At 49.4% G+C, this 13391-nt stretch carries 5 protein-coding genes, 3 tRNA genes and 5 rRNA genes; 2 read left to right on the top strand and 11 right to left on the bottom strand.

Annotated elements, in window-relative coordinates; all coding sequences use genetic code 11:
- Window positions 1–3: 3 nt before the first annotated feature.
- Together AC6I1H_RS11325 and AC6I1H_RS11320 are read left to right on the top strand one after the other, a co-directional pair.
- Window positions 4–1011, top strand: coding sequence for an AIR synthase family protein (locus AC6I1H_RS11325; protein ID WP_497737687.1), 1008 nt, complete (start codon window positions 4–6; stop codon window positions 1009–1011).
- 109 nt (window positions 1012–1120) lie between these two features.
- On the top strand, window positions 1121–1333 hold the full coding sequence (locus tag AC6I1H_RS11320) for a hypothetical protein (protein ID WP_497737686.1): 213 nt from the start codon (window positions 1121–1123) through the stop codon (window positions 1331–1333).
- 64 nt (window positions 1334–1397) lie between these two features.
- Here the strand turns inward: AC6I1H_RS11320 and AC6I1H_RS11315 are convergent, their stop codons facing one another.
- From AC6I1H_RS11315 to AC6I1H_RS11265, 11 genes are all read right to left on the bottom strand, one after another.
- Window positions 1398–1832 (bottom strand): NUDIX hydrolase, encoded by a 435-nt coding sequence (locus tag AC6I1H_RS11315; RefSeq protein ID WP_497737685.1) that lies wholly within the window; start codon window positions 1830–1832, stop codon window positions 1398–1400.
- A 133-nt stretch (window positions 1833–1965) separates the two neighbouring features.
- Window positions 1966–2040 (bottom strand) — tRNA-Asn (locus AC6I1H_RS11310).
- Between the two features lie 29 nt (window positions 2041–2069).
- Window positions 2070–2184, bottom strand: a 5S ribosomal RNA gene (gene rrf / locus AC6I1H_RS11305).
- A gap of 356 nt (window positions 2185–2540) precedes the next feature.
- A 23S ribosomal RNA gene (locus tag AC6I1H_RS11300) occupies window positions 2541–6004 on the bottom strand.
- Window positions 6005–6062: 58 nt separating this feature from the next.
- Window positions 6063–6139, bottom strand: a tRNA-Ile gene (locus AC6I1H_RS11295).
- Window positions 6140–6147: 8 nt separating this feature from the next.
- Window positions 6148–6223 (bottom strand) — tRNA-Ala (locus AC6I1H_RS11290).
- A 70-nt stretch (window positions 6224–6293) separates the two neighbouring features.
- A 16S ribosomal RNA gene (locus tag AC6I1H_RS11285) occupies window positions 6294–7925 on the bottom strand.
- 512 nt (window positions 7926–8437) lie between these two features.
- Window positions 8438–8761, bottom strand: coding sequence for a type II toxin-antitoxin system RelE/ParE family toxin (locus AC6I1H_RS11280; protein WP_497737684.1), 324 nt, complete (start codon window positions 8759–8761; stop codon window positions 8438–8440).
- A 2-nt stretch (window positions 8762–8763) separates the two neighbouring features.
- Complete coding sequence (locus tag AC6I1H_RS11275; RefSeq protein ID WP_497737683.1) at window positions 8764–9012, bottom strand: type II toxin-antitoxin system prevent-host-death family antitoxin; 249 nt, start codon at window positions 9010–9012, stop codon at window positions 8764–8766.
- A gap of 293 nt (window positions 9013–9305) precedes the next feature.
- A 5S ribosomal RNA gene (gene rrf, locus AC6I1H_RS11270) occupies window positions 9306–9420 on the bottom strand.
- Between the two features lie 356 nt (window positions 9421–9776).
- A 23S ribosomal RNA gene (locus AC6I1H_RS11265) occupies window positions 9777–13241 on the bottom strand.
- The 16S, 23S and 5S rRNA genes sit together here with 3 tRNA genes alongside, the layout of an rRNA operon.
- Window positions 13242–13391 lie beyond the last annotated feature (150 nt).

Raw genomic sequence — 13391 nt, 5'->3', positions numbered from 1 at the left:
TATTTGAAGATCGGCAAGGTTCCGCCCGAGATACTGAAAAAAGCCGTGTATCCCTTTTTGGGCAAAAGCAGGAAAGAAGTCTTGGTCCACTCGAATTTTGGAGAGGACTGCAGCATTATAGATTTCGGAGATCATGTGGCGGTAGTATCCTCAGACCCCATAACCGGTGCGGACAAAAACAGCGGTTATCTTTCCGTGTTTGTCTGCTGTAACGATATTGCAGCCTGCGGCGCCGAACCCATCGGAATCCTCGTGACTCTACTTTTGCCTCCGGATACGGGCGACGATACTTTAAAAGTACTGATGGAAAGCATCCACAGTGCTGCCGAAAAGATCGGCATCGAAGTGCTGGGAGGCCACAGCGAAGTTACCCCAGCAGTCATAAAACCGGTTATTTCTTCCACAGCAATAGGGATTGCAAGAAAGCATGAATATGTCACATCTTCCGGCGCAAAACCCGGAGATGATGTCATAGTGACAAAGGCTCTGGCTCTTGAAGGGACCGCAATTCTGGCATCGGACTTTGAAGATGTCTTGAAAACCAGGATATCTCCGGAAAAATTGCAAAAAGCGCAGAGCTTTATTGATAAAATCAGCGTCATACAGGACGGCCTTACCGCCGCCAGGGTTGGCATAACGGCCATGCATGACATAACCGAGGGCGGTCTGCTGGAAGCGTGTTACGAAGTGGCTGAAGCTTCCGGCACAGGAGTGGAGATTTATCTTGATAAACTCCCGATTCTTCCGGAAACCGTCGCCATATGTGATTTTTTCGGCATTGATCCTCTCGGTCTCATCTCCAGCGGTTCCATGCTCATATGCACCCCCAACGGTGAAAAGGTAATCAAGGCCCTGGAAGAAAATGGCATCACTGCCACTTTAGTTGGTAAAATTACTGCCGATCAAAGTAAAATCATTTTTTCAGGTGGGACGAGCTTCCCCTTGAAGCCCCCCGAGAGAGACGAACTATACAGGGCTATCGAGATCGGAAGACAAATACGATCAGGATAAATTTAGACAATAAAATTTGTAACTTTTTTTGTATTTTCCCCCTCTTTTTTGTATAATAATATATGTTTTGGTTATCATATGAATGTAACCTTCTCAAGGGGGAAGAGCTATGGGGGATATAAATATCTTTGCAGAGATTTCTGACATGAAAATAGTAGACTATAGGAATACATTGGCACTGGCAAGTCTAATTGAAGTATTAATTGAAAAAGGCGTCATAGGCAAAAACGATGTGGCTTTAAAAGCTCGGGAACTTGATGGTATCTGCAGTAACGAATTTAAAAAAACCGTTAAAGGACATACATTAAAGGCGAAACGTTAAAAATTCAAAAGGCAGCATTAGCTGCCTTTTTTCGTAACAAAAAAAGTCCTGTTTGTGTACACCACTAAACAAAGACTTCGTCTTTTTCCTTGAATTCATTATATTTTTTATAAGAGAGCCTGACCAGTGATTTGTCCTGGCTGTAAGTTACCTTTTGCAGGGCCTCTTCGATTTTATAAAATCCTCCTTCGGTAAAACCGAGTTCAATATTGGGAGTGCATTTATCATCCGATGTCTCCATTAAAAACCAGGTTATCTGATTGCATACAGGCTTTTGTCGGGTGATAGAATAAAATTCATAGCATGTTTCACCCACAGGGGAAATTATTTTTGCATTGACACCCGCTTCGATTTTTACTCTATCTATTGCCACTTCCTGAGCCAGCTTGCCGGGGCGAATGATTCCTTTTGGTAGAACCCATTCTCCTTTTTCATTTCTAAGGATAAGTACTTTATCATCGCAAAAAACCACTCCCCCGGCACATATCCTAGTCAGCATACTTTCTGCCTCCTTTTTTCTATGGATTTTTAAATCCTAATTTTAATATTTCGACACATCTTGCAAAATTCCTCTTTTATATTACATCTTAATCTTACATCTGATCTAGTTAGAATCATTTGTAAAATAAAAATGGCTCCCCGAGTAGGATTCGAACCTACGACCCTCCGGTTAACAGCCGGATGCTCTACCGCTGAGCTATCGAGGAACACATTTGTATAAATAATCTATATTTTTTCCCGGCAGCGACCTACTCTTCCGGGGGATGACCCCAAGTACCATCGGCGCTGGAGGGCTTAACCTGTGTGTTCGGCATGGGAACCGGTGTTTCCCCTCCGCTATGGCCACCGGGAAATTTTTTCGATGTTCGAGGTTCGATATTCGATGTTCGATTTAGTTGGATTTGCCAGAGGCAAATCCTTCTATTCGTACTTCGTATTTCGAACTTCGAGAACTGCACCTTCAAAATTGCACAGTGAAAGGTTTTTCGATGTTCGAGGTTCGATATTCGAGGTTCGGTTTAGTTGGATTTGCCAGAGGCAAATCCTTCTATTCGTACTTCGTATTTCGAACTTCGAGAACTGCACCTTCAAAATTGCACAGTGAAAGGTTTTTCGATGTTCGAGGTTCGATATTCGAGGTTCGGTTTAGTTGGATTTGCCAGAGGCAAATCCTTCTATTCGTACTTCGTATTTCGAACTTCGAGTATTGGTCAAGCCCTCGACCTATTAGTATCAGTCGGCTCAAGGCCTCACAGCCCTTACACCTCTGACCTATCTACCGGATAGTCCTTCCGGTGTCTTACTCCCTTTTTGGGATGGGATACCTTATCTTAGGGGGGGCTTCGCACTTAGATGCTTTCAGCGCTTATCCCTGCCGGACTTGGCTACTCAGCTGTGCCGTTGGCACGACAACTGATACACCATCGGTCCGTCCACCCCGGTCCTCTCGTACTAGGGGCAGCTCCCTTCAAGTATCCTACGCCCACGACGGATAGGGACCGAACTGTCTCACGACGTTCTGAACCCAGCTCGCGTGCCGCTTTAATGGGCGAACAGCCCAACCCTTGGAACCTACTTCAGCTCCAGGATGCGACGAGCCGACATCGAGGTGCCAAACCTCCCCGTCGATGTGGACTCTTGGGGGAGATCAGCCTGTTATCCCCAGGGTAGCTTTTATCCGTTGAGCGACGGCCCTTCCATCCAGTGCCGCCGGATCACTAAGCCCGTCTTTCGACTCTGCTCGACCTGTCCGTCTCGCAGTCAGGCTACCTTATGCCTTTGCACTCAATGCGCGATTCCTAACCGCGCTGAGGTAACCTTTGGACGCCTCCGTTACTCTTTAGGAGGCGACCGCCCCAGTCAAACTGCCCACCTGACTATGTCCCCCTGCCGGCTTACGGCCTTGGGGTTAGAACCTCAGTACCGAAAGAGTGGTATCCCAACGTCGGCTCCCCTGACCCTGACGAGCCAGGTTCTCTGCCTCCCACCTATCCTGTACATTCGATGCCGAAATCCAATGTCAGGTTGCAGTAAAGCTCCATGGGGTCTTTCCGTCCAGTCGCGGGTAATGAGTATCTTCACTCATATTACAATTTCGCCGGGCCCCTCGTCAAGACAGCGCCCAAGTCGTTACGCCATTCGTGCGGGTCGGAACTTACCCGACAAGGAATTTCGCTACCTTAGGACCGTTATAGTTACGGCCGCCGTTCACTGGGGCTTCGGTTCAAAGCTTCGCTTGCGCTAACCTTTCCCCTTAACCTTCCAGCACCGGGCAGGCGTCAGCCCCTATACGTCGGATTCCTCCTTAGCAGAGACCTGTGTTTTTGCTAAACAGTCGCTTGGGCCTCTTTGCTGCGACCCCTAACTCGGAGGCCAGATGTCAGAAGTCAGATTTGTTTCTACTTTACCAGCTATCTTTTTTCCTCTACTCTTTTCTCATTTCTGACCTCTCACATCTGACCTCCGGTCAGGGGCACCCCTTCTCCCGAAGTTACGGGGTCAGTTTGCCGAGTTCCTTAACGAGGGTTCTCCCGTTCGCCTTAGGATTCTCTCCTCACCTACCTGTGTCGGTTTGCAGTACGGGCACCCTTGACCTCGCTAGAGGCTTTTCTTGGCAGTTTGGGTTCGGCTGCTTCGGTACTTTGTTTCCCTCCCCGTCACTCTTCAGCATCACCGGACGGTTTTGCCTGCCCGGCTCGCCTTTGAGTTTGGACGCACTCTACCAACCGTGCGCTCAGCTTACCCTCCTGCGTCACCCCTTCGCTTCATGCGGTCTCGGGTGGCACTGGAATGTCCACCAGTTGTCCATCGCCTACGCATGCCATGCCTCGGCTTAGGCCCCGGCTTACCCTGAGCGGACGAACCTTCCTCAGGAATCCTTAGGCTTTCGGCGGGCAGGATTCTCACCTGCCTCTCGCTACTTATACCGACATTCTCTCTTCCTACCAGTCCACCTTACTTTTCAGTAAGACTTCTGCCCGGTAGGAACGCTCCCCTACCACTTCTCGAGGTTCGATATTCGATGTTCGAAGTTCGATTTATTTCCATGTTTGTATGAGTTTGTTTATTTGTCTGCCTAGATGATCATATTCTTCTTTTAGTTCGTTGTATTCTTTTATGTCGTATCCTAGGTCTTTTACCATTTCTATCAGTACTTGTACTTCGTTGCATGATCCTAAGGCGTTTATTAGGAAGTTTTTAAAGTCTTTTATGTGTGTTTTTCTGCCATATCCTTCTGCTATGTTTAGTGGCACTGATATGGCTGCTCTCCTCATTTGACTTCCTATCTCATACATTTCATGTTTGGGAAATTGTTGTGTCATTTTATGAATTCTCAGCGCTAGTTTGTATGACCTTTTGTATATTTCTAGGTCTTCGTAACTTTTTATCATGCAATTTTCCCTTTCGTACTTCGAATCTCGAATATCGAACCTCGAAAAATCCGCAGCTTCGGTGTAAACCTTGAGCCCCGTTACATTTTCGGCGCAGTACCGCTCGACCAGTGAGCTATTACGCACTCTTTGAATGTATGGCTGCTTCTAAGCCAACATCCTGGTTGTCTTCGTAGTACAACATCCTTTCCCACTTAGGTTTACTTGGGGACCTTAGCTGACGGTCTGGGCTGTTTCCCTCTCGACTATGAAGCTTATCCCCCATAGTCTGACTCAAAGCTATTTCTTACCGGCATTCGGAGTTTGATAGGGTTCGGTAACCTTTTCGGCCCCTAGCCCATTCAGTGCTCTACCTCCGGTAAGGTCCTGCTTCGGCTAGCCCTAAAGCTATTTCGGGGAGAACCAGCTATCTCCGTGTTCGATTGGCATTTCACCCCTACCCACAGCTCATCCCATGACTTTTCAACGTCAACACGGTTCGGGCCTCCACGGAAGGTTAGTCCCGCTTCACCCTGGCCATGGGTAGATCACACGGTTTCGGGTCTACTGCATCAAACTTGTCGCCCTCTTCAGACTCGCTTTCGCTTCGGCTCCGGAGCTTTACTCCTTAACCTCGCTTGATACAGTAACTCGCCGGTCCGTTCTACAAAAAGTACGAGGTCGCTTGCGCTCCCTCCGCTTGTAGACACACGGTTTCAGGTTCTTTTTCACTCCCCTCCCGGGGTGCTTTTCACCTTTCCCTCACGGTACTTGTTCTCTATCGGTCGTAAGTGGGTATTTAGCCTTGGGAGATGGTCCTCCCTGCTTCCCACGGGATTGGCGTGGCCCGTGGTACTCTGGATGTGTCAGGCGGGCTTTCCGGTTTCGCATACAGGGCTTTCACCTCCTGTGGCCCCGCTTTCCAGCGGTGTTCTGCTACCTTCTGCCTCGCCTCGCCTTACCGTCTTCAGGCTCGACACTCCTCAACCCCCTATATGCAACGGTGACGGCCTTGCACATATAGGGTTTGGGCTCTTCCCTTTTCGCTCGCCGCTACTTGGGGAATCGATGTTTCTTTCTTTTCCTCGGGGTACTTAGATGTTTCAGTTCCCCCGGTCTCGCTTCCCATGCCTATGGATTCAGCATGGGATACCTCAGGTTCGCCTGAGGTGGGTTCCCCCATTCGGAGATCCCCGGATCAGTGCTTGCTTGCAGCTCCCCGGGGCGTTTCGCCGCTCGCTGCGTCCTTCGTCGCCCTCTTACGCCTAGGCATCCTCCGTGTGCCCTTTCTCGCTTGACCTTCGCGAAATTGTTTTTTTATTACCCTTTTCACTGTGCAGTTTTCAAGGTGCAATTAATGGTGGGCTTAGGTGGACTCGAACCACCGACCTCACGCTTATCAGGCGTGCGCTCTCACCTGCTGAGCTATAAGCCCATGTTCCATGGTGGAGATGAGGAGATTCGAACTCCTGACCCCCTGCGTGCAAAGCAGGTGCTCTCCCAACTGAGCTACACCCCCATTTAATTTTATAATTTTATAGTGGTCTCTCAAAACTAAACAGTGTTACGCCAGGTCAATTTCTCCTTAGAAAGGAGGTGATCCAGCCGCACCTTCCGATACGGCTACCTTGTTACGACTTCACCCCAATCGCTGACCCCACCTTAGACGGTTCTCCCGGCTTCGGGTGTTGCCAACTTTCGTGGTGTGACGGGCGGTGTGTACAAGGCCCGGGAACGTATTCACCGCGGCATGCTGATCCGCGATTACTAGCGATTCCGCCTTCATGCAGGCGAGTTGCAGCCTGCAATCTGAACTGGGACCTGTTTTCAGGGGTTCGCTCAGGATCGCTCCTTCGCTTCCCGTTGTTCAGGCCATTGTAGCACGTGTGTGGCCCAGGCCATAAAGGGCATGATGATTTGACGTCATCCCCACCTTCCTCCGCATTGTCTGCGGCAGTCTACTTAGAGTGCCCACCTTTCGTGCTGGCAACTAAGTATAGGGGTTGCGCTCGTTGCGGGACTTAACCCAACATCTCACGACACGAGCTGACGACAACCATGCACCACCTGTGCAGGCTCCCTCAGTTTCCCTCGGGTCGATCCCCTTTCGGTTCTCTACTACCTGCATGTCAAGGCCTGGTAAGGTTCTTCGCGTTGCTTCGAATTAAACCACATGCTCCACCGCTTGTGCGGGCCCCCGTCAATTCCTTTGAGTTTCAACCTTGCGGCCGTACTCCCCAGGTGGGTCACTTATTGCGTTAGCTCCGGCACGGAGTGCTTGACCACACCCCACACCTAGTGACCATCGTTTACGGCTGGGACTACCGGGGTATCTAATCCCGTTCGCTCCCCCAGCTTTCGCGCCTCAGCGTCAGTTACAGGCCAGGAAGCCGCCTTCGCCACTGGTGTTCCTCCCGGTATCTACGCATTTCACCGCTACTCCGGGAATTCCACTTCCCTCTCCTGCACTCAAGATATGCAGTTTTATCGGCAAGCCCGGGGTTGAGCCCCGGGTTTTTACCGATAACTTGCATACCCGCCTACACGCCCTTTACACCCAGTAATTCCGGACAACGCTCGCCCCCTACGTATTACCGCGGCTGCTGGCACGTAGTTAGCCGGGGCTTCCTCCTCGGGTACCGTCCTCTTCGTCCCCGATGACTGAGCTTTACAACCCGAAGGCCTTCTTCGCTCACGCGGCGTCGCTGCGTCAGGGTTTCCCCCATTGCGCAATATCCCCCACTGCTGCCTCCCGTAGGAGTCTGGGCCGTGTCGCAGTCCCAGTGTGGCCGGCCACCCTCTCAGGTCGGCTACCCATCGTCGCCTTGGTGGGCTGTTATCCCGCCAACTAGCTAATGGGCCGCAGGCCCATCCATCACCGCTTAGTCGCTTTCTTTGTTCATCATGCGATGAGCAAAGGTATCGGGTATTACCCCGGGTTTCCCCAGGCTATCCCCGTGTGATGGGTAGGTTGCCTACGTGTTACTCACCCGTCCGCCGCTATCCTCGAAGTTCGAGGTTCGATATTCGAGGTTCGTGTCCCGTTGTTTGAGGTTCGATTAAGTTGGAATTGCCTTAAGGCCTATTCTTTCTATTCGAACTTCACTACTTCGAACTTCGTACTTCGAATACCCAACCCCGAACTTCGAGAACCGCTCGACTTGCATGTGTTAGGCACGCCGCCAGCGTTCGTCCTGAGCCAGGATCAAACTCTCATGTTTGAAATTTTTATCTCTGCTCTTTCGAGCTTTGATTTCTCTGGCTTTTTGTTGTCTGTTCGTTGAAGCCTTTTGGGCTTCTGAACTGACAGGGTTTTTTTGTGTTTTCGCTTTAGCCTTTGGTTTTTGTCTTTGTCGTTTCTGACTTCTGACTCCTAACCTCCGGCTTCTGCTTCTTTCTGGCGTAACACTGATTTAGTTTTCTAGGTGCGTTCTTGCGTCACAGTTATTTATGTTACCATGTCTTTTTCGCTTTGTCAACACCTTTTGTTATTTTCGTTGTTTCCCCTTCCTATGCACTCTTCGTTCCGTCGCTCCTGCGGCTTTCTCCCTTCGCCGCCTTCTCCCGTGACGCTTTTGTATATTATCACAGCTTTGCCCTCGTTTTCAAATATGACTATATTCCGCTATCGCTGCCTATCGTCAAATATCATTGTTAATGTCTCCAATTCTCTAGATTTTTTTCATTTTATATAACATATCATAAAAATGTGACGGTGTTCAGTAATTTTGTTTCAGTTTTTTTGTAGATCTTTTTCAAATAGAATGGACATATAATCCCGTGCGCCATTCAAAATTCGATAGATCGAGACAAATTCTCCCTCAACTTTATAAAATATCAGATACATACCGCATACAAGATACCGATAATCCGTTTTAATATTTATCTTGGCACTTAAAGATGCTCCCATTTCAGGAAAATCCGCAAGCTTTTCTATTTTTGAATAAATATCATTTCCCATCTTTCTGGCTGCCTCAGGATTGTCTTCGGCAATGTATGCTTTTATTTCCTGCACATCTGCTATTGCCATGGGGTTGATTCTGATTCTGAATTTCATCTTTAGACCTCCAGAGCTCTCTTGAGGTCATTAAGGGATTTCCATTCCTCTTCTGCTTTAATTGTATTTTCTGCTTCGGAGAGTTTTGTCAAAAGTTTTATTATTGCCTGCTGTCTTTCGTACTCCTGCATATCTAAAATGACATATCTTCCCCTGCCGTTTTTCGTTAAAAATACCGGCTCCCCAACATGGCAGGAACGCAAAACATCGCTATAGTTTCTCAAATCTGAAACCGGTTTGATATTCGGCATCTTTAACACCTCCGTTGCTGATTTATATTATACTCTAATATCTCTTAAAATACAACATTATATATTGCATTAAATACTACAACAAATATTGCAATATGTATCACAACCTGGCTCACATTCCTGCTGCATCTTTTGAAAAGCAAGCCATAAGAGTTGGATTAAACCAGTGGCAGCATCGAAGACATATTATTCTCCAATTTATAATGTTTTCTACTTATTTCGCTGTGATCCAAATAAATGTGTACATAATAAAAGAATCTACTTTGTATTTAAAGTAGATTCTTAAACTTTAATCCCGGCAGCGACCTACTCTTCCGGGGGATGACCCCAAGTACCATCGGCGCTGGAGGGCTTAACCTGTGTGTTCGGCATGGGAACCGGTGTTTCCCCTCCGCTATGGCCACCGGGAAATTTTTTCGATGTTCGAGGTTCGATATTCGATGTTCGATTTAGTTGGATTTGCCAGAGGCAAATCCTTCTATTCGTACTTCGTATTTCGAACTTCGAGAACTGCACCTTCAAAATTGCACAGTGAAAGGTTTTTCGATGTTCGAGGTTCGATATTCGAGGTTCGGTTTAGTTGGATTTGCCAGAGGCAAATCCTTCTATTCGTACTTCGTATTTCGAACTTCGAGAACTGCACCTTCAAAATTGCACAGTGAAAGGTTTTTCGATGTTCGAGGTTCGATATTCGAGGTTCGGTTTAGTTGGATTTGCCAGAGGCAAATCCTTCTATTCGTACTTCGTATTTCGAACTTCGAGTATTGGTCAAGCCCTCGACCTATTAGTATCAGTCGGCTCAAGGCCTCACAGCCCTTACACCTCTGACCTATCTACCGGATAGTCCTTCCGGTGTCTTACTCCCTTTTTGGGATGGGATACCTTATCTTAGGGGGGGCTTCGCACTTAGATGCTTTCAGCGCTTATCCCTGCCGGACTTGGCTACTCAGCTGTGCCGTTGGCACGACAACTGATACACCATCGGTCCGTCCACCCCGGTCCTCTCGTACTAGGGGCAGCTCCCTTCAAGTATCCTACGCCCACGACGGATAGGGACCGAACTGTCTCACGACGTTCTGAACCCAGCTCGCGTGCCGCTTTAATGGGCGAACAGCCCAACCCTTGGAACCTACTTCAGCTCCAGGATGCGACGAGCCGACATCGAGGTGCCAAACCTCCCCGTCGATGTGGACTCTTGGGGGAGATCAGCCTGTTATCCCCAGGGTAGCTTTTATCCGTTGAGCGACGGCCCTTCCATCCAGTGCCGCCGGATCACTAAGCCCGTCTTTCGACTCTGCTCGACCTGTCCGTCTCGCAGTCAGGCTACCTTATGCCTTTGCACTCAATGCGCGATTCCTAACCGCGCTGAGGTAACCTTTGGACGCCTCCGTTACTCTTTAGGAGGCGACCGCCCCAGTCAAACTGCCCACCTGACTATGTCCCCCTGCCGGCTTACGGCCTTGGGGTTAGAACCTCAGTACCGAAAGAGTGGTATCCCAACGTCGGCTCCCCTGACCCTGACGAGCCAGGTTCTCTGCCTCCCACCTATCCTGTACATTCGATGCCGAAATCCAATGTCAGGTTGCAGTAAAGCTCCATGGGGTCTTTCCGTCCAGTCGCGGGTAATGAGTATCTTCACTCATATTACAATTTCGCCGGGCCCCTCGTCAAGACAGCGCCCAAGTCGTTACGCCATTCGTGCGGGTCGGAACTTACCCGACAAGGAATTTCGCTACCTTAGGACCGTTATAGTTACGGCCGCCGTTCACTGGGGCTTCGGTTCAAAGCTTCGCTTGCGCTAACCTTTCCCCTTAACCTTCCAGCACCGGGCAGGCGTCAGCCCCTATACGTCGGATTCCTCCTTAGCAGAGACCTGTGTTTTTGCTAAACAGTCGCTTGGGCCTCTTTGCTGCGACCCCTAACTCGGAGGCCAGATGTCAGAAGTCAGATTTGTTTCTACTTTACCAGCTATCTTTTTTTCCTCTACTCTTTTCTCATTTCTGACCTCTCACATCTGACCTCCGGTCAGGGGCACCCCTTCTCCCGAAGTTACGGGGTCAGTTTGCCGAGTTCCTTAACGAGGGTTCTCCCGTTCGCCTTAGGATTCTCTCCTCACCTACCTGTGTCGGTTTGCAGTACGGGCACCCTTGACCTCGCTAGAGGCTTTTCTTGGCAGTTTGGGTTCGGCTGCTTCGGTACTTTGTTTCCCTCCCCGTCACTCTTCAGCATCACCGGACGGTTTTGCCTGCCCGGCTCGCCTTTGAGTTTGGACGCACTCTACCAACCGTGCGCTCAGCTTACCCTCCTGCGTCACCCCTTCGCTTCATGCGGTCTCGGGTGGCACTGGAATGTCCACCAGTTGTCCATCGCCTACGCATGCCATGCCTCGGCTTAGGCCCCGGCTTACCCTGAGCGGACGAACCTTCCTCAGGAATCCTTAGGCTTTCGGCGGGCAGGATTCTCACCTGCCTCTCGCTACTTATACCGACATTCTCTCTTCCTACCAGTCCACCTTACTTTTCAGTAAGACTTCTGCCCGGTAGGAACGCTCCCCTACCACTTCTCGAGGTTCGATATTCGATGTTCGAAGTTCGATTTATTTCCATGTTTGTATGAGTTTGTTTATTTGTCTGCCTAGATGATCATATTCTTCTTTTAGTTCGTTGTATTCTTTTATGTCGTATCCTAGGTCTTTTACCATTTCTATCAGTACTTGTACTTCGTTGCATGATCCTAAGGCGTTTATTAGGAAGTTTTTAAAGTCTTTTATGTGTGTTTTTCTGCCATATCCTTCTGCTATGTTTAGTGGCACTGATATGGCTGCTCTCCTCATTTGACTTCCTATCTCATACATTTCATGTTTGGGAAATTGTTGTGTCATTTTATGAATTCTCAGCGCTAGTTTGTATGACCTTTTGTATATTTCTAGGTCTTCGTAACTTTTTATCATGCAATTTTCCCTTTCGTACTTCGAATCTCGAATATCGAACCTCGAAAAATCCGCAGCTTCGGTGTAAACCTTGAGCCCCGTTACATTTTCGGCGCAGTACCGCTCGACCAGTGAGCTATTACGCACTCTTTGAATGTATGGCTGCTTCTAAGCCAACATCCTGGTTGTCTTCGTAGTACAACATCCTTTCCCACTTAGGTTTACTTGGGGACCTTAGCTGACGGTCTGGGCTGTTTCCCTCTCGACTGTGAAGCTTATCCCCCACAGTCTGACTCAAAGCTATTTCTTACCGGCATTCGGAGTTTGATAGGGTTCGGTAACCTTTTCGGCCCCTAGCCCATTCAGTGCTCTACCTCCGGTAAGGTCCTGCTTCGGCTAGCCCTAAAGCTATTTCGGGGAGAACCAGCTATCTCCGTGTTCGATTGGCATTTCACCCCTACCCACAGCTCATCCCATGACTTTTCAACGTCAACACGGTTCGGGCCTCCACGGAAGGTTAGTCCCGCTTCACCCTGGCCATGGGTAGATCACACGGTTTCGGGTCTACTGCATCAAACTTTGCGCCCTGTTCAGACTCGCTTTCGCTTCGGCTCCGGAGTTTTGCTCCTTAACCTCGCTTGATACAGTAACTCGCCGGTCCGTTCTACAAAAAGTACGAGGTCGCTTTCGCTCCCTCCGCTTGTAGACACACGGTTTCAGGTTCTGTTTCACTCCCCTCCCGGGGTGCTTTTCACCTTTCCCTCACGGTACTTGTTCTCTATCGGTCGTAAGTGGGTATTTAGCCTTGGGAGATGGTCCTCCCTGCTTCCCACGGGATTGGCGTGGCCCGTGGTACTCTGGATGTGTCAGGCGGACCTTCCGGTTTCGCATACAGGGCTTTCACCTCCTGTGGCCCCGCTTTCCAGCGGTGTTCTGCTACCTTCGGCCTCGCCTCGCCTTACCGTCTTCAGGCTCGACACTCCTCAACCCCCTATATGCAACGGTGACGGCCTTGCACATATAGGGTTTGGGCTCTTCCCTTTTCGCTCGCCGCTACTTGGGGAATCGATGTTTCTTTCTTTTCCTCGGGGTACTGAGATGTTTCAGTTCCCCCGGTGTCGCTTCCCATGCCTATGGATTCAGCATGGGATACCTCAGGTTCGCCTGAGGTGGGTTCCCCCATTCGGAGACCCCCGGATCTTAGCTTGCTTGCAGCTCCCCGGGGCGTTTCGCCGCTCGCTGCGTCCTTCGTCGCCCTCTTACGCCTAGGCATCCTCCGTGTGCCCTTTCTCGCTTGACCTTCGCGAAATTGTTTCTTGTTACCCTTCACTGTGCAGTTTTCAAGGTGCAGTTTCAGATGTCAGATGCCAGATATCGGAGGTCTGAATAGTAGAAATTTGCCTCTGGCAAATTTCTTCTTAATCTCATTTCTGACCTCTGACTTCTGACT

Source organism: Biomaibacter sp. TOL (assembly GCF_059717795.1).
Note: the sequence above shows the minus strand (reverse complement) of the source record. Positions and strands in the feature narration are given on the sequence as shown.

What these genes read in the sequence shown, in the direction of transcription:
- AC6I1H_RS11320 (WP_497737686.1), top strand. Translation starts at nt 1,121, where the DNA reads ATGGGGGATATAAATATCTTTGCAGAGATTTCTGACATGAAAATAGTA.
- AC6I1H_RS11275 (WP_497737683.1), bottom strand. Translation starts at nt 9,012, where the DNA reads ATGCCGAATATCAAACCGGTTTCAGATTTGAGAAACTATAGCGATGTT.
- AC6I1H_RS11280 (WP_497737684.1), bottom strand. Translation starts at nt 8,761, where the DNA reads ATGAAATTCAGAATCAGAATCAACCCCATGGCAATAGCAGATGTGCAG.
- AC6I1H_RS11315 (WP_497737685.1), bottom strand. Translation starts at nt 1,832, where the DNA reads ATGCTGACTAGGATATGTGCCGGGGGAGTGGTTTTTTGCGATGATAAA.